The organism is Natrialba asiatica DSM 12278, assembly GCF_000337555.1.
GTDB lineage: Archaea > Halobacteriota > Halobacteria > Halobacteriales > Natrialbaceae > Natrialba > Natrialba asiatica.
On sequence record NZ_AOIO01000033.1, the window covers coordinates 1 to 21603 of the forward strand.

Here is a 21603-nt window from a genome sequence, read left to right on the forward strand (position 1 = left end):
AGATGTGTATAAGAGACAGCTCATACTCTCACCGCCCCGGGGGTGGGACGACGCCGACGCGTACCACTGTTCATACGCTACGGTCGTGTCAGGATCGTCCTAAGCGTTTCCATGCGCGGTCGTCCCCTGCCGGGGAGTTTCCTCGCGCCAGTAGAACCACGGACTGAGCGTCATGTAGGCGAGTCCGAGCGTCAAGAGGGCGTAGGGAAACGTGCGCCCGGCGAAATTCGGGATCAAGATCGCGAGGACGTGGACGACGCCCATGATGGCCGCGTCGCGGGCGAGCAGGTCCGGGTAGCTGATCCGCGAGACCATCAGGTAACAGAACGCGCCCGTCACGGCGAGGACGAGCCAGGGATCGGCGACGCCGGCGAGGATCGCCGCACCCAGGACGGTCGCCGCGAGGGTCGTCTGGACGCCTTCGGTGTAGTTGACGGCGGTATCGTAGGCCGTGTAGAGACCGAGTCGAGCGACGGCCATGGCGACGAACAGCGCACAGACGCCGGAGACGAGCAGTAGTTCACCCGTCACGGTCTCGTGCGAGATGTCGAGTCCGGCCGTGATGACGACGAACGCGAGGGCGGCGGGGGCGACGGCGAAGGAGGCGACGTCGGCGAGAGAGTCGAGGTAGGGGCCGGCATCGGTGCCGCCGTAGCGGCGGGCCAGGATACCGTCGAGACCGTCGGCGACGGCGGCGAACAGGATGAGTCGGGCGGCGAGGTCGATGTCGACGAAGGCGACGACGACGGCGACGAACCCCAGGGCGGCATTGGCGATCGTCACCGCGTCGGCGACGCCCAGTCGCCCGACGAACCGGGGGAGCATACTCGCGGATTCGGCGGGCGTGTACCTTACGTGTTTTCGTTTCATGACGACAGGGAGTATGGGAGTCGTGTGGGACGAGCGCGGGAGCCGGGAGAGATTGGGGTGCATGGCTGGGGAGAGTGCAGAGGGGAAAGAGTAGAGAACGCCGGAGACGTGGCTCCAGGCGGGACAGCTCCGACGGTGGTTCGAGCGTCGAACCGGAGCCCGGAACCGGGGCGATTATATCGCGAGTCTCCCAAGCGTTCGGTATGAACCGGCGCGCCTATCTCGCCGCCGTCGGCACTTCCCTCTCGGCCAGCCTTGCCGGCTGTACCTCCACGCTCGGCGTGTTCGACGATTCGCCCTGTAGCGGCGACGACTGCACCATCGGGATGACTCGCAACGAGTTCCTCCCCAGAGAGTACGAGGCTACCGTCGGGGAGACGGTCGTCTGGAAGAACACGAGCGGTGCGATTCACACGATTACGGCGCTCGAATCGGGCATTCCGGACGGTGCAGAGTACTTCGCGACCGGCGGTTTCGAGGACGACGCGACCGCTCGCGAGCAGTGGCGCGAGAACCACAGCGGCGGACTCGATACCCGCGAGACGTTCGAGCACACCTTCGATGTCCCCGGCCGGTACGAGTACATCTGTATTCCGCACGTCAACGCGGACATGGTCGGGACGATTATCGTCAGCGAGTAATCTTTTCAGTTCCGTTTGGGAGCCGACGGCAGCGGATATCGCGCCTATCGGCCGTCACAAGTCCGTTTTCCGGCCGTTGGTCACGTACTCGGTGAGCGGCGGCTCTCGCGTCGTCCTCACGATAGACTTTTCACTACTGGATGATACCACCTAGTTGTATGAGCGAGTTTGATCAGTTCAGCCAAGTCGGCGAAGCCGACGTTACGCGCGCAATCGGGCAGGAATGGACCGAGGAGTTCATGGACTTCTCGGACTCGGACGTGATCATCATCGGCGGCGGCCCCTCCGGGCTCACGGCCGCGAAAGAACTCTCCGAGCGCGGCGTCAAGACGATGGTCGTCGAGAAGAACAACTACCTCGGCGGCGGGTTCTGGCTCGGCGGGTTCCTGATGAACAAGGTTACCGTCCGCGATCCCGCCCAGCAGGTCTTAGCGGACCTCGATGTCTCGTACAAACAGTCCCAGGATAGCGAGGGACTGTACATCGCGAACGGTCCCGAGGCCTGTTCCGGGCTCATCAAGGCCGCCTGCGACGCCGGCGCGAAGATGCAGAACATGACCGAGTTCACCGATATCGTCATCCGCGAGGACCACAAGGTCTCGGGAATCGTGATGAACTGGACGCCGGTCCACGCGCTCCCGCGCGAGATCACCTGCGTCGATCCGATCGCGGTCGAGGCCGACCTGGTCATCGACGCGACCGGCCACGACGCGATGGCGGTCAAGAAACTCGACGAGCGCGGCGTGCTCGACGCCCCGGGTATCGGCGACGCCGAAGCCAGCGCGACCGGCATGGACCAGACCGGCGACGACAGCTACGGCGCGCCCGGCCACGACTCACCGGGCCACGACTCGATGTGGGTCGGCAAGTCCGAGGACGCCGTCGTCGAGCACACCGGCCTCGTACACGACGGCCTGATCGCGACCGGAATGGCGACTGCAACGACCTACGGACTCCCGCGGATGGGGCCCACCTTCGGTGCCATGCTCGTCTCTGGCAAGCGCGCCGCCCAGGTCGCGCTCGACGAACTCGAAGTCGACGCCGAGCCGGTCGAGTTGACCTCGCGCGCCGCGCCGGCCGACGACTGAAACCGACCGGTCGCTTCGTCCGTCGGCGACTGGCCGCGAAGCGACGATCGTCTCCTCTCCCACACCTCGCCCTCGACGCAACGGAAGCAGCAGTTGGATCGCCCGGTAGTGTTCCGGACGAACTCTTCGAACTCTTTGCGTTGCTCGACCGTGTTACTCCAGATCGAACGGCGAGAACATGATTTTGGCGTTTGGTATTCTTTACTTACACTTCTATAGCCCCATAATATCAATGAGATATTATCATTGGTCATTGGATTGGGTGGCACATATGTGAGATACCATTGTTAACATGATATTACAATATGTAGTGTTATATGCGTCTATTCAGAAATCTTCTATTATCTACCCTATATTTATTAATGATTATATTATATTATTCATCAATGTCTTGCAATGATAACCTAGACAGATCACGACGTACAGTTCTACGAACACTCGGTAGTGCCGGCGTTGCTGGCGTCGGGGCGGGAGCGCTTTCGTCGAGCGTCGCAGCCGAATCCGACGGAATCGAGAAAACCGATCTCGATTTAGAGAGAGACGGGGCGCTGGAGACGCTGCGCGAACTCGATGTCGTCGCCGACGACGAGCGGTCACTTTCCGAGGCGATGGTGACCGGAGAGCAGTTGTTGAAAACGTTGAGAGCGAACGATATCATTCGGGCGAGTTCACTCGGGAATGTTGTCGACCGCGCTCGAGACACGTACTACCGAGAGGGGAAGGCCGGTCCGGAAGTGCACTTCCGACTGCCGACTGGCAAGGGTCCCCTTCAGATTACTTTCGATTCCGAAGGCGAACCGTTTGCGGCGTACTACCCTGAGGAGCGTTCGGAAACAACGTTGTTCGTCATTGACGGTACCGAAGACAAGTATAAGCAACTCATCCACGAACCCGACGCGAACGCTCTCGACTGCGGGAGCAACTGTGGCGGGTGTACGTGCGGCCGGTTCTGTAACACTCAGCCGTGGAACGACAGACGGTACTGCCAAACCTGCGACAACGGAGAGTGTGTTACCGGTCGGGACTGCGGTTGCTAACGCCGACCGAGAATCTAATCTTTCGTGTTACCGGTCCTGTTGCACTCGCTTCATAGCGGCAGTACAGGTCTCCAATCAGCGCCATGTTAGTGGTGAAAACACTGCGTCGAGGGACACCGAACGTTATCGTGGGCTCACTCGAGTTCTGCGTGGATGAACCGGTAGTAGCCGATGGCGATCGGGACGGTCCCCCAGACGAGTAACATTGCCAGTCCGAAGAGGTTCGGTCCGTGAGCCGCGTCGATCGTTTCTCCGGCGGCGAGCGCCTCGAGCAGGTTCGGGACGTACCACTGTGTGGCTTCGAACGCATTAACGGGATTGACGCGGACGGCGTAGGGGAACCACGCCGGGTCGAAGATATCGACGAGACCGGTGGTGATGTCTATTCCGAGATCCGTCGAACCAGTCTGTACGAACATGAGTAGTTCCAAGATGGACTGCCACGCGTAGAGAAAGAGAAAGACGAGGAAGCCGCCGATCGCGATCGAACGGAGTTGCGTCGACGCGCTACAGGAGGCACCGAGTGCGATGCCGAGCCACGCCGTGCTGGTCACCGTTACGACCACCATCGCGCCGAGAAAGCCGACGGCTGTCGCCTCGGTGGGTTGCCACCCGACGGTTACGATGACGGCGGCGATGACGACCGGAAGCCAGAGGACGCTCACGAGCGTGACGAATCGACTGAGGAGTTTCCCGGCTACTAATTCGGGTCGAGTGAGTCCGGCCCCGAGCGAGAGTCGGATCCGTCCCGAGGCGCGTTCTCCCGCGATCGCCGTGTAGCCGAGCCCGATGGCGTACAGCGGGCTCATAATGACGAACGGATCGATCATAATGCTCCAGGCGCTCCCGATCAGGTGCTGTGAGGACGTGTGCCACTCGTACACGAGATAGACCGTCAGCACGACGATGCCGAGCCAGACGATCTTCGACCGGATCAGTTGTTCGAAGTCGTGTTTAGCGATCGAGAGAACGTTCTTGCGATTCATCGGTCCCCGGCCTCCGTATACTCCGAGAACAACTCCTCGAGCGACCGTCGTTGAACGTCGACATCGGTCACCGTCAGGCCCGCGCTGCTCGTCTGCGTGATCGCCTTGGATTTGACCGCCGGATCGGAACAGGAGAGCCGGATCGTCGTCCCGTCGGCGTCAACGTCGGTGATCCCATCGAGTTCTTCGAGGGATCGGAGCGACGACTCGATCGGTTGGTCGTCGACCGTAAGAAGGAGTTCGGAACTGCCGCCGATCGCCTCCTGTAAGGCGTCGATGGCGTCGACCGCGAGCAACTCTCCGTCGTTGAGGATACCGACGCGGTCGCAGACGGCCTCGACCTGTTCGAGAAGGTGACTCGAGAAAAACACCGTCGTTCCGCGGTCGGCCTCTTCTCGAACGATCTCCTGCAGTTGTTGGATTCCGTTCGGGTCGAGTCCGGACGCCGGTTCGTCGAGGATAAGCAGATCCGGATCACTGGCAAGTACCATGCCGAGAGCGAGACGCTGGCACATTCCCTTGGAGTAGCTGCCGACCGGCTGGTCGCCGTCGCCTTCGAGTCCGACTCGAGCGAGTACGCGATCCGGGCGGCTATCGACGCCAGCGACGGTAGCGGCGAACTCGATATGCTGTCGTCCGGGAAGTCGGCTGTACAGCTCGTATCCGTCCGGGAGAATTCCGGACCGCTGTCGAACGATTTTGGATTCTCGCTGGGAGTCGTGACCGAGAACCGAAAGCTGCCCGGAGGTCGGTCGCCGAAAATCGAGCAGAATGTCGATAAACGTAGATTTCCCTGCGCCGTTCGGACCAAGAAATCCAAATATTTCTCCTTCTTCCACCTGCAAATCGATCGAATCGAGGACCGTACTTTCGCCGTATCGCTTGGAGAGGGCATTGGCTTCAATGACTGCCATGAGTCGTCTATTACAGTGAAATAGCTTATTGTATATATATTTTGAATAACTGGAACTATATTTTAAAAGAAACGATTCAGTCGTATGTCAGAAGGTGAGGGTATCGGCCGTGATACCCGATCGACGACCCACGCGAGCTTCGAGCGGCGCTCTTCGCTGGATCAAGAGGCTCGATCGACAATTCGTGAATCCGCTTTCGTGTATTCAAGAACGACTGACACGAGTTCAACCGTAACTAATTCACTCTGTGGTACAACTAGCGAATACATGGTCGAGCAGATCGTCATCTACCGAGCGCCGACGGCGGAGGCCGACACCGAGGCCATCGCCGACTGGCTCGAAGCGCACGTCGACGCATCCGTTTCCGTCCGCGACCGGTTCCTCGATGTACACCGCACCGACGACCTCGCCGAACGGTTCGCCGAGGCGCGCGTGCAATCGCCGCACGAGTTCAGCACGGGAAACACCATGCTGGGGACGGTCCGGTACGAGGAGCGAGCGCTCGACGACCCCGAGCGCGAGGGAGGGGTACTCTACGATGGTATCGGAATCCAGCGCGCGCTGAACGAGGCGTTGCCGGCGGCCGAACGCGAACTCGATGCGGTACACGTTCCGGTGCTCGACAGAGCGATCGGGACCTGGGGCGAGCACGACGGCCGCTGGCACAAGCGAGTTTCCGTCCTCGGACAGCCGGCGTTGATCTCGGTCCCCGGCCTCTACGAAGCGCCGGCGAAGCCCGAAGCGTACTACGAAGAGCAGCAGCGCCACGCCCTGTTGTCGGGCGATACGCCGCCGCGGGAAGTGCTCGAGAACCAGGTCGAAGGCGAGTTCCTGGTCGCGGACGATCCGCGGACGACCGACGCGCTGAAGGGGTACGTGCTGCAGGCGGTGCACTACCTGGAGACGGGCGAGCCGTTCTGCGAGCGAAACTCTTGCCGGCTCTTTAACGCGCACTATCACGAGGAACTGATCGAGGCGCAGTTGCGCGAGCCCGCGTTCTGCGCCGAACACGCCGCGATGTACGGCGCGTCGACGTAGCTGTCGTCGGGCGACTCGACGACGGGTCCGCGTCTCGCCGCTGTCCCGAATTCGCGAACGGCAACTCGCCGAAACCGATGTGTACTTTTGTGCGACCCACTTTTGAAACACACAATGAGTGAGAAGTTTACCGTCGCGGTCCCCGTTCGGTACCGTGACCTCGATCCGATGGATCACGTCAACCACGCCGTCTACGCGAGTTACCTCGAAGCCGCCCGAACCGACTACATCGCGGACGTTCTCGAGATCCCTCAGGAGGAACTGGCGTTCGTCATCGCGAATCTCGAAATTTCGTACGAACGTCCGATTACGATGGACGACGAGCCTACCGTCGCGCTCGAAGTAACCGACCTCGGCGACAGCAGTTGTACGATGACCTACGAGATCCGCACCGGCGACGAGATCGCCGCGACCGCGGAAACGACGATCGTCCGCGTCGATCCCGACACGGGGCACCCGACGCCGCTTTCGGACGCGGTCCGGAATCGAGTTCGCGAGTTCGAAGAACTCGAGGCACCGGCGTAGTCCTGAGCTTCGGTTCTGTTTTGCCGTCTCGTCGATAGTTACTCGAGTTCACCGCCGGTGAGTCGAACGACGCCGAAGAGGTGCGTTTCGTCGGCGACGGCGCGCGAGTTCGCTCTGAGTCGGGTGTGTGCCGCGTCGATGCGCTCGTCCAGGCGCACGTGGGGCGGATGCTCGTAGCGAAGTCGCGTCGTCGGTGGCGTCGAGAGGACGACGATGGCGCGGAAGACGGCGTTGACCGGCGGGGCGTACCACGCCTCGCTGCGGGCGGCGTTGGCGAGGACGACGTGGCCGCCGGGGCCGACGAGTTCGCACCAGTCGTCGACCGCGCCGGCTGGATCGTCGAGCATGCCGACGACGAAGGTTGCGAGGACGGCGTCGATGTCGGTGGCGGGGATCGGCGGTCGCGTCGCGTCCCCGCGGACGACGTGGACGTTGTCGTATCGGTCGGCCGCCGTCGTGGCTGCACGCGCAAGTACTGGCTGTGTTACATCGATACCGATGACGGTCCCTTCGGGGCCGACCTGCTCGCGAAGATAGGGGAGGTTCGCTCCGGTTCCACAGCCCATCTCGACGACGGTGTCGCCGGGATCGAGTCGGCAGGCGGCGGCGACTCGCCGTCGCAGCCGCGACACGCCCGGTGTTCGACGCGCGATCAGATCGTAGAGGCGCGCCCAGCGTCCGTAGAACTCCTGTGTGGTTTCGGTTGTCATCCGTCGGTCCTGGTCTCCGTTCGTCGCGTTCGGTCTGTGTTCTCGACAGGTGTCCCAAAAGCTTGCGGTGGGCTGGGGCGGGGACGCGGGACGGCGTGTCATCCGCAGCGGCGGGTTCCCGTCACCAGTCTCCAGATTAGAGCAGCGAGCGCACGTCGTCCGCGACGGCTTCCGCGTCCGGACCCAGGAGGTAGATCAACGGCTCGATCCCCGGCCCGCCGGTCTGGTACAGCACCGTCGCGTCGGGGTGGTCGTCGATCGCCGCACCGACGCTCGAGCCGACGTCGTCGCTCTCGTCGAACTCGGCCGTCTCGTGGCCCTGTTCCTCGAGTTCGGCGAGCACGTCGGCGTCGTACCGGACGTTGATCGCCGCTTCGGCGGTCGCGCCGTGACGGCGCGCCGAGAGCAGGACCGTCGCGACGTGTTCGGAGACGCCGAATTCGGGATCGGCCGGCACCGTCGCCTTTCCCTTCACGTCGAATATCCGCCCGGGAACGCCGGCGACGTCGTCGATGTTCGATGCATCGGGCGTGCAGGCGACCAGGTTCGAGCCGACCGCCGGGATCAAGCCGGCGAAGCCGCTCGCGTTCTCGAGAATCCGCAGGCCGCGTCGGAGCGACGAGAGGACGCGCTCGCTGGTCCGCCGGTCGTTCTCGGGATCGTGCACCCGGAAGCTCGATCCGTGATCGGCGAGTTCGGGAACGGCCTCTTCGTGGAGTTGGGCGAGCAGGTCGCCGCCGGTTTCGAGTTCGCGGATGAGGATCTCGATTTCGATGAGCGCCTGGACGGGCGTGATGTCCCCGGCCGCGAGTCCGGCACCGAGTTCGTCGACGAGGCTGTCGACGCGCTCGTCGGCGGCGATACGGTCGTTCGTGGCAACGTCGCCGTGAGCGTACTTCGAGACGGCGCTCTGGCTGATCCCGAGGACGGTCGCGACTTCGCTCTGGGTGAGCCCCCGGTCGCGAAGCTCCCCGGCCAGGAGCGAGCGGACCGTCGGCAGGAACTCGTCGACCACTAGTTCTTCGACGAATTGCATTCGGTAGGCTGGCCTTGGACCGCAGCGGGGTTAACTTTCCGGGGATTCGGGCTGCCGTTTGCGGATCGCAGATCGTGGCTCGCGGCTCACGGCTCACGGATCGCGGATCGCGGATCGCGGATCGCGATTGACGAGCCACGAGCCACAGATCGCACTTCAGGTGTGCAGGTCGAGTTCAGAGACGGCCGACCCGAACTCGAACATACTTATCGCTGGGGTGTAAACGAACGGATCGATGAGCGTCAAGGCAGTCGTCTTCGCGATCGGTGCCGGCATCGCCGCATTTCTCGGAGTTGGACTCGGGGTGACCGAGATCACGGGTCACTGGGTCGCGTATCCGCAGTTTCTCGGGCTGCCGGCCGGCTTCGTTACCGGTGCCGTTGCAACGATCGGCGTCGCCCTGAAACTCACCGACGACACCTCCGACGGGAGACCTGAGCTTGCGGGCGCAATGGGCGGATTCGCGGTCGGTCTCGTCGTCGGTATCCTCATCGCGGCTGGCACGATATTCGGCGCCGTCAGTTCGCTCGCCGTCGGCGTCGTTTTGGGGCTCGCCGTCGCGATCGCGGTCGCCCGGTATCGGTGAGGATTCGAGTTCGCGGGACGATCGTCCGTTAGCGGTCCAGTTGCTCGCCGCCGAACTCGTGATCGCTCTGGATGCGCGAGGCCTGCGGACCGTCCTGATCCTGATACTTCGAGCCGCGCTCGCTGCCGTAGGGCCGTTCCGCCTCCGTCTTGAGTTCCGTAAAGGTAAGCTGTGAGATACGCATGCCCGGCGTCAGCGCGACGGGTGCCGTTCCGAGATTCGAGAGTTCGAGCGTGATCTGTCCCCGGTAGCCGGGGTCACAGAGGCCCGCGGTGGCGTGGACCACGACGGCGAGGCGGCCGAGCGAGGAGCGCCCCTCGACGTGGGCGATCAGGTCCGCCGGAATCTCGACGCGCTCGTAGGTCGTTCCGAGAACGAAATCGCCCGGATGAAGGATAAAGTCGTCGCCGTCCTCGACGAGCGTCTCGGTGACGTATTCGTCGACCTCGCGCTCGGAGTCGGGGTGAATGCAGGGGATGTTCGTCCGCTGGAACTCGAGGAATTCCCGTCCCAGACGGAGGTCGATACTCGCGGGTTGGATCTGCAGTTCCGGATCGTCGAGCGGTTCGACGACGAGGTCGTCCGCGTCGAGTCGGCGGCTGATGTCCGCATCGGAGAGGATCATATCCGACGAGTCGGACGGTGGATGTGAAACTGTTCCGATTGCCGTCGTCGCGCCGGACCGACGCGGCCTTTCGCTCCCCGCGCTACTCCAGTGCGTTTTCGATCGCCGTCGTCGTCTGCTCGAGTGCCATCATCACGAAGTCGTCGCTCTCGTAGAACTCGACCTGCTCGCCGTCGACGAAGACGGCCGGCGTCCCGGCGACATCGTTCGATTCGCCGTGGGACTTGTTGTCCTCGATTACCGACCGGTGTTGCTCTTCTTCGGCGGCCTCGCGGACGGCCCCGCCATCCGCTCCGGCGTCGTTAGCGACCTCCTCGATGACATCGTAGGTGTAGGATCCGAGGTGCTCGTAGATGTCACTTGCAAAGGTCCAGAAGGCGTCGTTACCTGTATCCTCGAAGACCTCGCGTGCCGCGCTAGCGACCTCCCACGACCATTTCTCGTTAACCGGATTCGGGAAATCGCGGTGCTCGTACCGAATCTCCCCCGGTTCGATGTACTGACTTTCGAGGTCGGGGTAGACCTGGAGTTTGAACGTCTGGCAGTACGGACAGGAGAAGTCTTCGTAGATAGTAACGGTCACGTCGGCGTCCGAATCGCCGTTGACCGGTGCATCCGGCGGGCCCCCATTCCCGAGACAGCCAGCAACACCACCGATACCGACGGCCGCCGTCGTGGCGAGAACCGCTCGCCGGGTTCGGCTCATAGCGGCTATTCGTCCCCTCGGACGAAATGTGTGTCGATCGCCACAACAGAGCCCTAATGGTCGTAATCGCCGTTGCTTTATCCGTCGCTCTCGAGAACACCCGTATGAAACAGGCCATCATCGCCCGAACGGATATCGGAATGGGACAGGGAAAACTCGCCGCACAGGTCGCACACGCGTCGTTGTCGGCATACGAGAAGGCCGATAGTCAACTTCGAAATCAGTGGAAGCAAGGCGGGCAGAAGAAGGTCGTCCTCAAAGGAACGAGCGAGCGCCAACTCCACGAACTCGCGGAGATCGCGGATCGAGACGGCATTCCGAACGCGATCATCCGGGATGCCGGCCACACGCAACTCGAACCGGGGACCGTCACTGCACTTGCGGTCGGACCGGCCGGCGATGACCGGGTCGATAGCGTGACTGGTGAACTCTCGTTGTTCTAACTGTTACAGTCTGTATCAGACGGTCTGCCGTACCGATTTCTTGGTGCAACCGCAGACGGTTCGCGGTTGCTTCGGAACTGACTGACAAGAGTCCGTGTTACTCGACTGACCGTCCCCCACGTGCTGATCGCGTTATGCGCTGTCGCCGTCGATTTCGATGTCGACGTCGACGGTACTGTCGAGATCAACGGTAACTCCGGTAAGATCGAGATACGGCGACAGAACACACCGGTCGACCGTCAACTCGACGAGTTCAGTCACGTCGGTAGCGGTGAGGAGGCCGGCGTCGGACAGGTGTGGCAGGTGGACGTGATAGAGGTCGGTCAGGACGCGTTCGTAGCGATCGGTGTAGCGGCCATTGGTATGGGAAAGCTGCCGTTCGGCCATATCGTCGGTCGCGTCGAGCGAACTGTCGTCGGACTCGAGTTCCGACCGCGTGATAAAGGTAGCGAGGTCCGTGATCGAGACCGGAACCGGGTGCGCCGCTAGATAGGCGAGTGCATACTGTCGCCGTTTGACGGCGAAGGCGGCAAACAGGTCGGTCGAAGTGATCAGTCGTGGTTCCGTCGCGTCATCGATGGAGTTGCGTGTATCGGACATCATGCGCTCCGTACTTCACTTACACTGCTCTCGATCGCCGACAATTCTCGCGCCCCGACTTCAGTAGAGTACACGTACAAATTGACGGGGGTACATATAACCTTTATTGTCGATTTATGAAGAGGGAACAAAACGTCAGCAGTACTGATCGGTTCGGCTCATTTCTCCGGTGACGTATGCGAGTCAGACGACTGCGAATCCGCGTTCTCGCGTTCGACCGTGACGATCCAGTTGGGGGCATCAGCCAGCGGCGTCGTGATCACCCACGTCGCTTCGATGGCGGCACCGTGTGCGAACGCGGACGTGATCAGCGTTTTGAGGTCCGCTTCAAAGGTCTCCGTCGCTTCCGTGTGATCCTCGGGGGAGTGATTCGTATTCATGGTCGGGCGGCAAAGACAGATCGGTACTCGATTGCCTGTTGCCAGGAGGCAAGCGGCGGCAATAACCGTATCGGCCCGTCCCGATCCGTTCACGAGCCCGGACGGCCGCTCGCGGGGAGCCGCGGCAGACACCAGCCGACACACCGCGTGGACCGCGAGAACAAACCGATTTAGTCTCCGCACGCAAACGCCCCATCAGCATGCGCCCGGCACACCCCACCGAACACGCCGTCGGAATGACAGCCTACGTCAGCGACACCGACGGCACCGGCGGCCGCCTCCGTGCGGCCGACGACCACTTTCGCGTTCGTGAACTCGAACGCTTCTCGACCGAACCGATCGACGCGTCGACGGACGCCTATCCGCACCTCGTCTTCCGAGCGACGCTTCACGGGTGGGACACGAACGACTTCGCCGCGCGCATCTCGGACGCCCTCGGCGTCTCCCGCGAACGGATCAACTGGGCCGGCACCAAGGACAAATATGCCGTCACCACACAGCTCTTTTCGGTCTACAGCACGGACGCGGTGGACCTGCCGGACATCAACGACGCCGAACTCGAACCGCTCGGGCGCGCCGGTCGCTCGCTCGAGTTCGGCGACCTTGCGGGCAACGCCTTCGAAGTCGTCATCAGCGATCCCGCGGAGCCGGCGAACGCGACCGATATCGCCCGCGAACTGCGGGCGTTCGGCTCGTTCGACGGTGAATCCGGTCGCACCGACGGCGACAGCGACGGCGAACCGACGACCGACGGGTCGGTAGCAACCGAACCGAGCGATTCCGCCCCGATCGGCGTCCCCAACTACTTCGGCCAGCAGCGGTTCGGCAGCCGCCGGCCGGTCACCCACGAAGTCGGCCTCGAAATCGCCCGCGACAACTGGGAAGGCGCAGTGATGGCCTACCTGGGCGCTCCGACCGAGGCCGAACCCGACGGGACGCAGGCGGCCCGAACGTTCATCGAGGAGACGAGGGACTGGCAACAGGCGCTCGACCGATTCCCGAATCGGCTGCGCTACGAACGCTCGATGCTTCACGAACTCGCCGCGTGCGACGGCGACCCCGGCCCCGACGACTTCCGTGCCGCACTCGAGTCCGTCCCCTCGAACCTGCAACGTCTGTTCGTCCACGCCGCCCAATCCTACGCGTTCAACCTGCTCCTCGGCGAACGCCTCGAACGCGGCCTCCCCTTCGACCGTCCCGTCGCCGGCGACGTCGTCTGCTTTACCGACACCGGCGACGACGTCCCCGCCGAACTCACGCTCCCCGATACCGACCGCCTCCAGCGCGTCGACGAGCGCCGCGTCCACTCGGTAACCCGCCACTGCGAGCGCAACCGCGCCTTCGTCACCGCCCCGCTCGTCGGCACCGACACTGAACTCGCCGACGGCGAACCGGGCGAAATCGAACGGGACGTACTGGACGACCTCGGACTCCGCCCTGGCGACTTCGACCTCCCCGGCGAGTTCCACTCGACCGGCACGCGACGACCGGTCCTCCTCCGCACTGCACTCGGCATCGAGCAGACCGAGCAGGACGGGTCGGATGCACTCACCCTCTCGTTTTCGCTTCCCAAGGGGTCGTACGCAACGGTCGTCCTGCGAGAGTTCATGAAGGTCGATCCGATCCGTCTCGGCTGACGACCGATCGTTGCCGCGGGAGCGCAGTCCGTGCTCGTTCCTCCGGCGGCGCTGCTCGTACGCTGGCGTCGAAAAAACAAAACGGGCGTCTCAATCGAATCGATTAGTCGCTCGTCGCGACGTCTTCGTCGTCGACATCGACCGCGGTCGCTTCCTCTTCGGCGACTTCCTCGGGGTGGGCTTCGAGCGTTGCCTTCTGGATCTCGACCCGGCGAAGCGGGTAGATCGTCTTGGCTTCGCCGTAGATCGCGGACGAGAGTCGCCCCTCGACGACGCCGTCGATGAGTTCCGCAAAGGTGCGCTCCGCGGCCGCCTCCTCGACCATCTGGACCATCTGTTCGCGGATGGCTTTCTCCTGGCTCGCGTCCGCCTTCTTGGTCGTGAAAGCGACGGGTTGGACCTGCACGCGGTAGTCGTCCGTCGTGAGGACGGTGACGTAGGCCTCGATCTTCGAGGCACCGCGACGGACCAGCGAGCGCAGGTAGTCGCGGGTCAGCGAGTGCTTCTGGAACTCGGTGTAAGCGGTGTCGCTGCCGACGTCCGTGATCTTGAAGGTCAGCTTCGTGTTGTTCTCGCTGGCGTTGTTGTTGAGGTCGCCGAGCGTCGTTTCGATGGTTCGGTCGTAGACTTTTTCCGGTTCGTCTGCGGGGGTCTCGCCGAGTTCGGTCCGGTCGAACTGCTCCGGAGCGAGCACGGTGTACCACCGCTTTTCCTGTTTCGCACGTGAGACTGAGCGTTCACTCATTGTGTTCTTGTGTTGTGGTATCAGCGTCGGACACAGTACCCGTGTCCGCTGGGTCGTCGTACTGTTCAGTCGCGTCTGCGGGTGGGGCGTCCGTGGCGTCGGTGCCCGCGGGGTCGCCGTCTCGTCCATCGGGAGCGTCTCGCACTGTGCGAGCAACATCGACCGCAACCTCGAGGTTGACGACGTAGTCGTCGACCGTCGAGTGCAGTCCGCCCGTCGTCTCGCGCTCGATCCGGGTGACGACGGTCGTCTCGTCCGCCACGACGGTCTCCATCTCGTCGGTGTTGTCCGGGCGAAGCGCCCGCGCGACGAGTTCGGGATCGTCGTGGTCGGTGCGGATCGTGGCGCGTTTGTGCGGTGCCATCTCCGTGTCTGTCTCCGATGGCATGATCAGTAGTGCTCCCTCACTGCCGCGATGATCGTCGAGTTGTCCACCCGTCTCTCTTCGCCGGCCGCGCTCTCGTCCTTCTCGGCTCCATCGACGGTGACGCCGTACTGCAGATAGCCGCGTCGAGGCCCAACGTCGTACTCGGCACGGATACCGTCGGCGTCGAGTTCGCGCGCCACCGCTTCGACGGTCGCCGCAAGCGACGCCGACTCGGACGCGCGCGTCGCAATCGCCGCTTCACCATCGCCGATGGCGAGCACCGTCGGCTCCGGCGAACGGAACTCGACGGCCATGCGAGCAACCGCTTCGACGGGACCGTCGTCAATATCCACGACGAACAACCCGTCGTAGCGGCCGGTCGAGGCCGTCTCGAGCGCGCCGTGTGCGCGTTTTCCGTGCGTTCGCCAGGCCGAAAGCGCCGGTCCGACGGCGTCGTGGCCCATCGCCAGTGCGGCCCCCGTACCGGGTTCCGTGCGAGCCGTCGCCTCGAGCACGTCGGCGTAGCCGCCGACGGTGGGAAAGGCGCACTCGTCCTCAGAATCGGATTCGGTCCCGGTGATCGCGTACGGCTGTAACACGCGCTGGATCGACGTTGCGGCCGCCTCGGTGGCCGCCTCGGTTCCCACGACATCGAGCGCGACGAGCGAGCCGATCGTCCGATGCGCGTCCGCGCCGAACGAGGCCGGCTCGTCGAACTCGAGTCCGGCCCCCGCGAGCGCATCGCGAGTCGCCTCGGGATCGCCCGACCACGGCGCGCACAATCGCGTCGAGTTCGCCAGGCCGTCGATCGGGTCGACGGTCGGCACCGCGACACCGGGTCGGCGCTCGACGAGCCCGCGTTCGCGAGCGCTCTCGAGGAGCCACTCGCTCTCGCCAGCGCCGGGTTCGACGCCGGCTGCGACGAGGCCAGCAAGCGCGAGCACCGGATCAACCCCGGCGACTGCCGTCGAGCCGTCCGCACTGAACTCGCGAACGAGGTCGGTCGCTGCGAGCGTAGCCGGACGGTCGTCGGAGTCCAGCCGGACGACGGCCTCGGCATTACCCACGTCGACGGCACCGAAGACGACCGTCAGCTCGTCGCTATCGCTGTCTCGCTCATCCCGTCCCCGAACTCGGTCGGTCCGATCACCGACCGTTCGGGCGACCGTCATCTGAAACGGGATTTCCGACTCAGAGAGCGCCGCGGCGAGAATCCCACTCGCTGCGAGCGCATCGCCGTCCGCTCGCGTGACGATGCGAACGAAGCCGGCGCTCTCGATGTCGGGGGCGTCTGTCACGGCGGTAGAGCCGGCGTGGCCGTCGGTGGACATTGAACGTGGACGATCGTGCGGGTGGTCGTGTCTCGACGAGTCGGACGCGTTAGTTCTCTTCGAGGAGATCGACAGCGATCTCGTAGGAGTACGCAAAGTCCGGCTCGAGTTCGTCGCCGCGGTAGTAGTCGGCGAGTCGGCGGACCTTCGACTCCGTGTTCTGCAGGGCACGCTTGTTCTGGTAGTCCTGCGGATTCTCCTGGACGTGCTCGCGCAGGCGGATGGCGCGCTCCATCAGATTACGGAGATCCTCGGGGATGTCTGCCTTGGCATCGTTTTCGTCGAGGATTTGGGTGATCTTCTTGCCCGTCACCAGCTTCACGTCCGGGACAGGCGTTCCCGTGACGCCCTCGTCACGCAGTTTGATCCCGATCTGGCTGGGATCGTGGCCCTGTTCTGCCAGTTCGACGACCCGCTGTTCGACTTCGTCGGGGTCGACGTCGCTCCACTCCGGTGGTTCGTCTGCCGCGGGCTTGTCCGAACCGGACGAGCCACGACGGCGCGTATGCATTCGTGCCATTGGTGAGGATAGGAACCGCACTGACCGCTCGAAGACGCGACAGTCGATGCCATACAGCGACCCAACTGTCTGAACGTGCATGGTGCACTTCCGCAATCCCAAGCCACCCAAGCGAGTGGCACAGTCAGATTTGCGGCCGTGCGCTTCCCACCGTCGCTTTCAGCGGGACGGACTAAAGGGTTTCTAGATCTAGAGCGACCGTCGCGGCAGTCTTCAATACGCGTTCGTTTCGCCGCGGCATCGCGGGACCGACCTGCGCCAAACAGCGTTCCACGAGCGGGCGGGGGATCGAACGGAATCGGCGCGGCCGCTGAACTCGTCGGAGAAACGAATAGAGTCGGCGTGTGAGGCAACGACAGGGCCACCCCGACGATTTCGAGGGGTTTATCTATTCCCGTGGGAAAGCAAGTACTGCGAACGAGGGCTCGTAGATCAGGGGTAGATCACTCCCTTGGCATGGGAGAGGCCCCGGGTTCAAATCCCGGCGAGTCCACTCGAAATTTGGCGTTTCAGGCCTTCTACTTCCCGAATTCCGTTCCCTAAGGGTGTTCTGACGGCTATCGATACGACAGTGTTGACAGCGGCTTGCTTGAGAGTCATGTTCCTGTTATAGGTCTTCGATGAAGTCGCGTCGCTGTTCCATCTTCTCACGGTCTGTACGGCGGTCGTAGTGGCGATCGAGAACTTCCGAGGAAACGTCACAGCGGTCGCTGACGATTTTCTCGGGGATGTCCTCGCGGAGCTGGTACGTGATCGCGCCGCGCCGGATAGTGTGCGGCGAGAGACTGCTCGGGCAGTCGTAGTAGTGCCCGTACTCCGTGGCTTCGCAGTCGTTCGGATCGCGGTCGTGGGGACACCCCTCGATCATGCAGGGCTGTGTGAGTCGGTACACTTCAGACCGGATCTGGCCGGAACTCAGCCGGCCCTGATCGCTCGTTACCAGCGGCTCGCGGCCGTGGTCGTCCACGACATCGTGCCGGTGGAAGCGGATATACTCGTCGAGGACATCGCAGTAGTAGTCGTCGAGCGCGATCGCCCGCTCGGCCGGCTCCTGATTCTTGAGCGGCGTATCAGTATCTGGTCGGTGGCGGAGCCAGAAGCACTGGTCCTCGGGCTCGTAGTCCTCGAGGTCGACTGCTCGAAGACTCCCGAGGCGGATCCCCGTGTGCCAGAGGATCGCCATGATCACGTGCTCGCGGCTCGCGCGCTTGTACCGCTCGAGGTAGCCGATTATCTTGTGGGCGCGATCGGCATCAAGCATCTCGTCGCGCGCTTCATCACCGCGGTCGACGTCCGGAAGCTTCACTCGCTCGCGCATCCCCGGTTCGACGGCGTCGATCGAGGCGCAGAACTCGAGGAAGACGCGCAACGTCGCGAGCTGCCCGCGAAGCGTAACGATGTTCACGTCCTGCTGTCGCCACACCCGGTAGCGGTGGAGATCCCGGCCGGTGAGATCGTTGAGGTTGTCGATTCCAACCTCGTTGCACCACTCGACGAAGGCATTCAGACGGTACTTGTGGTTCTGCAGCGTCTTCGCGCTGATCTCGAGTTCGCGGTGTGAGACGTAGAGGTCGACCGCCTCGCGAGGCGAGATTGGCTCGAGGTCGTCGCTCATCGTTCACCACCTTCGGGCGCGGTAATAGCCCGGTAGGCAACGTTCACCTGCTTGAACTCGTCCTCGTCTCCGCCCGTATCCGGATGCGTCTCTTTCACCCGTTCCCGGTACGCTTCGCGGATTTTGTCGGAGCTGGCATCCTCCGTAACACCGAGGATTTCGTAGGGCGACTGCGCCGTTTCATCCTCGGTCTCGTCAGCACTGGGGAGACGGAGCTTCTGATATTCGCTTTCAGCCGTAACGGTCCCTCGCTGTTCCTGCATCCGCGTCTCGTGCAGGAAGTGATAGAGGTCCTGCGCGTTGTCCCGAAGGTTGTCCCACCGATCGCAGGCAGCGGCCATCTGCTCGCTGTCTTTGGTGAAGTAGGCGACGACACCCGGATCCTCGACGCTCGCGTTCGCGTACGGTTTGTTCGGATTCTGAGTTTGATGCTCAGCACCACTCTCGAGTCGAACGTCAGTTATCCCGTCCCACGTCGCCAGTTCGTCGAGGACGTTCTGGAAGGCTTCTGAGCGAGTGACCCGAAAGCCGCCCGGATACGATGTACGATCCGCCGATGAGGTTCGAGGGAACGAGTCTGGCCATTGGAGGCTGTCGCTCATGCCTCTACCTCCCCGAGTTCAGACTGATCATCGGTGAGTTGGCGGCGGCCTCGAGAGTTCTCCGGCTGGATGTTCCGGACCTCGTCGGCCCAGTCCTCAAGCTGCCGGCGGACGCGCTCGAGTTTGGCGTCGAGTTCATCGACGGACTCGGCGCTCACCTCGGCACGGATCTTGTCGCGATCGTCGGTCGATGTCCCGCGAGTGAGCTCGGTCGTGATCGAGATCGCGTCGTCCTCGCTCATCGGTTGCCACCGTCGGTCGCAGGAATCTGGATCTCACAAGCCTCGGCACGTCGGCGAACACTCTCCTCGAGCAGCGTCTCGGCGTCGGGCGTCAGCGTGTAGCTGTTCGTCCGGCCGTCGAGTTCGCTCCGTTCGACAAGCCCGTCCTCGATCAGACCGTTGAGGTTCTGGTACAGCCGGCTGTGGGGTACGTCGCCGTAATACTCCTCGAGATTTTCCTCGATCGCGAGCCCGTAGGGATCCATCCCGGCCGACTCGAGGCCAGCGATCGTCTCGAGGATGTCGCGCTGGAAGCCGGAGAGATCGCCCCACGCGATGCCGCCGTCGGCGACCAGCTCGGGCTCGGCGTCGTAGTCTTCGGCGAGTTCGCCCGCGCAGTCCTCACAGACGTAGCCGTCAGGCGTGAAGACTTCCTTCCAGTTGGTGCAGCCCGGCGTATCGCAGGTGTAGGGACTGCGGGCGTTCATCGGCTCACCCCCTGCTCGTTTCGAGTGGCCAGGTGATCGTCGATTGCCGTGTTGATCGCCGTCGCCGAGCGCATTCCCTCGCCGTGGATCGCGTCGAGGGTGGCGATAACCTCGGTGAGAACAGCGTTCTGGTACCGCAGCTCGCTCACGATCGTCTCGAGCGTGTCGGCTTGACGTCGTTCCTCAGGTGAGCCCGTAGTGGGGCCGCCGTCAGCATGGATCGTCGCGCACGATCGGCAGGCTGGTTCGTCGAATCGAGCGTCGTAGCACTCCGCTCGAGCCCCGCAGGCGCAGCGAGCGTTAGACCTTTTGGCTGGCGATGCCTCTTGCCGTGCGTGGGGTGTATGCCCCACTGAAGTTCCGGAGTTCATACTCTGATCGACGGAGCTACCTTCTGGGCGGCGTTGCACCGCCGCCCGGTCTCACATACCAACAAGAGTCATCTTCAGCCGAGTTGGTAGCTCCGTACAGCCACTGTTAGTCTAATCTTGCATAAATGCAACGGTTAGCTATAGGTGCCTAAGTCTGTTCTTAACAGTATATTCCGGACCATTAGGGTCACAGATACCGTTTTGGATCACAATGAGACAATCTGGGACATGGATGACTATATGGGATGACCGTATTCTGGAGATCATTCGAGACGAGGATGCAGGACGAGTAGGAGATCTCACTGATCGGGATGGGATCAGAATCTCTCAATCATCAGTATCCCGGAGATGCAAGAAGCTTGCAAAACATGGTCTTCTCACCCCTCTCGGAAACGGAGTCTACACGATCACCGAGCGGGGCGAAGCATACCTCGATGAGGAGTACGACGCCGAAAACGAGACCTACCTCAACGGCGGCGACTCGAGAGATGGACCGAGCGCCAGTGGAACCACCCAACCCTAATGAGCCGAAAGCCCGCCTGCTGGATGTGTACGCTTGATGAACGGATTCTCGAGCATCTCTCGGAGGATTCGTGGTCGACACCACGGCATATGTCTCAAGCTGTCAAACTCACTGCGTCACGTGGGCGGGTCGAAGAGCGATGTCTAATGCTTTCTCAGGTCGGACTAGTCGCTCCGATCTTCGAGGATAGCAACATGTACGAAATCACCTGCGAAGGACAGGGATACCTCGATGGTGATCTTGATGCCGAGAATCGACCGGAACCGTCGATTCAGCAATTGTACAACGGATCCAAGTGAATAGATACTAAGAGACAACAGTTTATAGGAAGCAAGAACGATAACCTGAGTAACGTCACGATGCCTAAAATAGATCAAATAAACAACAAAAAGGATTTAGCTTTCTTACTATTCCATTACGCCGACGAAGTTGAAGGTAAAACTGAGTTGCAGAAACTGATTTTTCTTCTTCAAGAGGAGACGGAATTCAAAGAGCGCTATCCGGATCTCGAGTTCGAATTTACTGCGTATAAATACGGCCCATTTTCAGAACGCGTGTTTGATGAATTAGAATTTCTTTTATCAATTGGCGCTATTGAGGCCATCGATCCTGAAGAAGAGGTGGATTTCATACGAGACGAGACGGATCCAAGTGACCCATATGCTGGAAAGAGATTCGTAGTAACAGAAAAGGGTGAGAAAATCATGAATGGGGTAAACGCGGCACTTGATGACGACTTACAGGTAGAGTTTGAGGAAGTCATCGACCAGTACACGGATCTATCTCTTCAAGAACTTCTCGAATACGTCTATAAACAGTATCCGGAATATACAACTGAATCAGAAATTAAGGAAAAGATTCTCGGTTAATGTATTGGCCAGAAAAGTACCAGGTTGGCATCGTCAGTCACTACCTCTATGAAGAGGGAATCGATTTTGTTACTGAGGCTTCCCTATACTCAATCCCAGTTGACATCCTAGGATATGACGGTGATGATA

The 21603-nt window shown here is 62.0% G+C and carries 29 protein-coding genes and 1 tRNA gene; 12 read left to right on the forward strand and 18 right to left on the reverse strand.

Going from position 1 to position 21603, the window contains the following annotated elements; genetic code table 11:
- Positions 1 to 99 precede the first annotated feature (99 nt).
- A complete protein-coding gene (locus C481_RS14125; RefSeq protein ID WP_049904672.1) occupies positions 100 to 825 on the reverse strand; it encodes a protein sorting system archaetidylserine synthase in 726 nt (241 codons plus the stop codon).
- A 248-nt stretch (positions 826 to 1073) separates the two neighbouring features.
- Between C481_RS14125 and C481_RS14130 the strand changes: the two genes are divergently transcribed.
- The 3 genes from C481_RS14130 to C481_RS14140 all read left to right on the forward strand — a co-directional run bounded on the left by C481_RS14130 (position 1074) and on the right by C481_RS14140 (position 3636).
- A complete protein-coding gene (locus C481_RS14130) occupies positions 1074 to 1511 on the forward strand; it encodes a cupredoxin domain-containing protein (protein ID WP_006109922.1) in 438 nt (145 codons plus the stop codon).
- 158 nt (positions 1512 to 1669) lie between these two features.
- Complete coding sequence (locus C481_RS14135) at positions 1670 to 2599, forward strand: sulfide-dependent adenosine diphosphate thiazole synthase (protein WP_006109923.1); 930 nt, start codon at positions 1670 to 1672, stop codon at positions 2597 to 2599.
- Positions 2600 to 2985: 386 nt separating this feature from the next.
- Positions 2986 to 3636: a hypothetical protein gene (locus tag C481_RS14140; RefSeq protein ID WP_006109924.1), complete on the forward strand. Its 651-nt coding sequence runs from the start codon at positions 2986 to 2988 to the stop codon at positions 3634 to 3636.
- Positions 3637 to 3770: 134 nt separating this feature from the next.
- Here the strand turns inward: C481_RS14140 and C481_RS14145 are convergent, their stop codons facing one another.
- Together C481_RS14145 and C481_RS14150 are read right to left on the reverse strand one after the other, a co-directional pair.
- Positions 3771 to 4622: an ABC transporter permease subunit gene (locus tag C481_RS14145; protein ID WP_006109925.1), complete on the reverse strand. Its 852-nt coding sequence runs from the start codon at positions 4620 to 4622 to the stop codon at positions 3771 to 3773.
- Complete coding sequence (locus tag C481_RS14150; protein ID WP_006109926.1) at positions 4619 to 5536, reverse strand: ABC transporter ATP-binding protein; 918 nt, start codon at positions 5534 to 5536, stop codon at positions 4619 to 4621. The genes C481_RS14145 and C481_RS14150 overlap by 4 nt, the downstream gene beginning before the upstream one ends.
- 267 nt (positions 5537 to 5803) lie before the next feature.
- Between C481_RS14150 and C481_RS14155 the strand changes: the two genes are divergently transcribed.
- Together C481_RS14155 and C481_RS14160 are read left to right on the forward strand one after the other, a co-directional pair.
- Positions 5804 to 6574, forward strand: a complete 771-nt coding sequence (locus tag C481_RS14155; protein WP_006109927.1) for a DUF7001 family protein — start codon at positions 5804 to 5806, stop codon at positions 6572 to 6574.
- A 114-nt stretch (positions 6575 to 6688) separates the two neighbouring features.
- Positions 6689 to 7099 carry an acyl-CoA thioesterase gene (locus C481_RS14160; protein WP_006109928.1) on the forward strand — a complete coding sequence of 137 codons (411 nt, stop codon included), beginning with the start codon at positions 6689 to 6691 and terminating at the stop codon, positions 7097 to 7099.
- A 38-nt stretch (positions 7100 to 7137) separates the two neighbouring features.
- On the opposite strand, the gene C481_RS14165 is transcribed toward C481_RS14160, so the two are convergent.
- Positions 7138 to 7809, reverse strand: a complete 672-nt coding sequence (locus C481_RS14165) for a class I SAM-dependent methyltransferase (protein ID WP_006109929.1) — start codon at positions 7807 to 7809, stop codon at positions 7138 to 7140.
- A gap of 136 nt (positions 7810 to 7945) precedes the next feature.
- Positions 7946 to 8845, reverse strand: a complete 900-nt coding sequence (locus tag C481_RS14170; protein ID WP_006109930.1) for a thiamine-phosphate synthase family protein — start codon at positions 8843 to 8845, stop codon at positions 7946 to 7948.
- Between the two features lie 235 nt (positions 8846 to 9080).
- Here C481_RS14170 and C481_RS14175 point away from each other — a divergent pair, with 235 nt between their 5' ends.
- A complete protein-coding gene (locus C481_RS14175; protein ID WP_006109931.1) occupies positions 9081 to 9431 on the forward strand; it encodes a hypothetical protein in 351 nt (116 codons plus the stop codon).
- A gap of 28 nt (positions 9432 to 9459) precedes the next feature.
- Here C481_RS14175 and dcd read toward each other — a convergent pair whose 3' ends face one another.
- Entirely contained in the window at positions 9460 to 10056 is a 597-nt protein-coding gene (gene dcd / locus C481_RS14180) for a dCTP deaminase (protein ID WP_006109932.1), read from the reverse strand.
- 82 nt (positions 10057 to 10138) lie between these two features.
- The gene (locus C481_RS14185; protein WP_006109933.1) at positions 10139 to 10762 is read right to left on the reverse strand and encodes a DsbA family protein; all 624 of its coding nucleotides are present in this window, start codon (positions 10760 to 10762) and stop codon (positions 10139 to 10141) included.
- A gap of 104 nt (positions 10763 to 10866) precedes the next feature.
- On the opposite strand from C481_RS14185, the gene pth2 reads away from it, so the two are divergent.
- Entirely contained in the window at positions 10867 to 11205 is a 339-nt protein-coding gene (gene pth2 / locus C481_RS14190; RefSeq protein ID WP_006109934.1) for a peptidyl-tRNA hydrolase Pth2, read from the forward strand.
- 132 nt (positions 11206 to 11337) lie between these two features.
- On the opposite strand, the gene C481_RS14195 is transcribed toward pth2, so the two are convergent.
- Together C481_RS14195 and C481_RS14200 are read right to left on the reverse strand one after the other, a co-directional pair.
- Positions 11338 to 11808, reverse strand: coding sequence for a DUF7344 domain-containing protein (locus tag C481_RS14195; RefSeq protein ID WP_049904673.1), 471 nt, complete (start codon positions 11806 to 11808; stop codon positions 11338 to 11340).
- A gap of 155 nt (positions 11809 to 11963) precedes the next feature.
- Positions 11964 to 12185 (reverse strand): hypothetical protein, encoded by a 222-nt coding sequence (locus tag C481_RS14200; RefSeq protein ID WP_006109936.1) that lies wholly within the window; start codon positions 12183 to 12185, stop codon positions 11964 to 11966.
- A gap of 200 nt (positions 12186 to 12385) precedes the next feature.
- Between C481_RS14200 and truD the strand changes: the two genes are divergently transcribed.
- Positions 12386 to 13822: a tRNA pseudouridine(13) synthase TruD gene (gene truD / locus C481_RS14205; RefSeq protein WP_006109938.1), complete on the forward strand. Its 1437-nt coding sequence runs from the start codon at positions 12386 to 12388 to the stop codon at positions 13820 to 13822.
- Positions 13823 to 13925: 103 nt separating this feature from the next.
- On the opposite strand, the gene C481_RS14210 is transcribed toward truD, so the two are convergent.
- Genes C481_RS14210 through C481_RS14225 form a run of 4 tightly spaced genes read right to left on the reverse strand, consistent with a single transcriptional unit; the run spans position 13926 to position 16785 of the window.
- Entirely contained in the window at positions 13926 to 14567 is a 642-nt protein-coding gene (locus tag C481_RS14210) for a 30S ribosomal protein S3ae (protein ID WP_006109939.1), read from the reverse strand.
- Positions 14560 to 14955, reverse strand: a complete 396-nt coding sequence (locus C481_RS14215; RefSeq protein ID WP_083860920.1) for a KEOPS complex subunit Pcc1 — start codon at positions 14953 to 14955, stop codon at positions 14560 to 14562. Before C481_RS14215 ends, C481_RS14210 begins: the two co-directional genes overlap by 8 nt.
- 2 nt (positions 14956 to 14957) lie before the next feature.
- Entirely contained in the window at positions 14958 to 16265 is a 1308-nt protein-coding gene (locus C481_RS14220) for a hypothetical protein (RefSeq protein ID WP_006109941.1), read from the reverse strand.
- 49 nt (positions 16266 to 16314) lie between these two features.
- Positions 16315 to 16785 carry a 30S ribosomal protein S15 gene (locus C481_RS14225; RefSeq protein WP_006109942.1) on the reverse strand — a complete coding sequence of 157 codons (471 nt, stop codon included), beginning with the start codon at positions 16783 to 16785 and terminating at the stop codon, positions 16315 to 16317.
- 421 nt (positions 16786 to 17206) lie between these two features.
- On the opposite strand from C481_RS14225, the gene C481_RS14230 reads away from it, so the two are divergent.
- A tRNA-Ala gene (locus tag C481_RS14230) sits at positions 17207 to 17278 on the forward strand.
- A 114-nt stretch (positions 17279 to 17392) separates the two neighbouring features.
- Here C481_RS14230 and C481_RS14235 read toward each other — a convergent pair.
- Genes C481_RS14235 through C481_RS22710 form a run of 5 tightly spaced genes read right to left on the reverse strand, consistent with a single transcriptional unit; the run spans position 17393 to position 19860 of the window.
- A complete protein-coding gene (locus tag C481_RS14235) occupies positions 17393 to 18400 on the reverse strand; it encodes a tyrosine-type recombinase/integrase (RefSeq protein ID WP_006109943.1) in 1008 nt (335 codons plus the stop codon).
- Positions 18397 to 19002, reverse strand: a complete 606-nt coding sequence (locus C481_RS14240; protein ID WP_006109944.1) for a J domain-containing protein — start codon at positions 19000 to 19002, stop codon at positions 18397 to 18399. Before C481_RS14240 ends, C481_RS14235 begins: the two co-directional genes overlap by 4 nt.
- On the reverse strand, positions 18999 to 19244 hold the full coding sequence (locus C481_RS14245; RefSeq protein ID WP_006109945.1) for a DUF7389 domain-containing protein: 246 nt from the start codon (positions 19242 to 19244) through the stop codon (positions 18999 to 19001). The genes C481_RS14240 and C481_RS14245 overlap by 4 nt, the downstream gene beginning before the upstream one ends.
- The gene (locus tag C481_RS14250; protein ID WP_006109946.1) at positions 19241 to 19711 is read right to left on the reverse strand and encodes a helix-turn-helix transcriptional regulator; all 471 of its coding nucleotides are present in this window, start codon (positions 19709 to 19711) and stop codon (positions 19241 to 19243) included. Before C481_RS14250 ends, C481_RS14245 begins: the two co-directional genes overlap by 4 nt.
- Positions 19708 to 19860, reverse strand: a complete 153-nt coding sequence (locus C481_RS22710; protein ID WP_241434687.1) for a hypothetical protein — start codon at positions 19858 to 19860, stop codon at positions 19708 to 19710. Before C481_RS22710 ends, C481_RS14250 begins: the two co-directional genes overlap by 4 nt.
- 433 nt (positions 19861 to 20293) lie before the next feature.
- Here C481_RS22710 and C481_RS14260 point away from each other — a divergent pair, with 433 nt between their 5' ends.
- From C481_RS14260 to C481_RS14270, 3 genes are all read left to right on the forward strand, one after another.
- Positions 20294 to 20605 carry a helix-turn-helix domain-containing protein gene (locus C481_RS14260; protein WP_006109947.1) on the forward strand — a complete coding sequence of 104 codons (312 nt, stop codon included), beginning with the start codon at positions 20294 to 20296 and terminating at the stop codon, positions 20603 to 20605.
- 146 nt (positions 20606 to 20751) lie between these two features.
- A complete protein-coding gene (locus C481_RS22715; protein WP_006109948.1) occupies positions 20752 to 20904 on the forward strand; it encodes a hypothetical protein in 153 nt (50 codons plus the stop codon).
- 60 nt (positions 20905 to 20964) lie between these two features.
- Entirely contained in the window at positions 20965 to 21474 is a 510-nt protein-coding gene (locus C481_RS14270; protein ID WP_006109949.1) for a type II toxin-antitoxin system antitoxin SocA domain-containing protein, read from the forward strand.
- Positions 21475 to 21603: the final 129 nt, after the last annotated feature.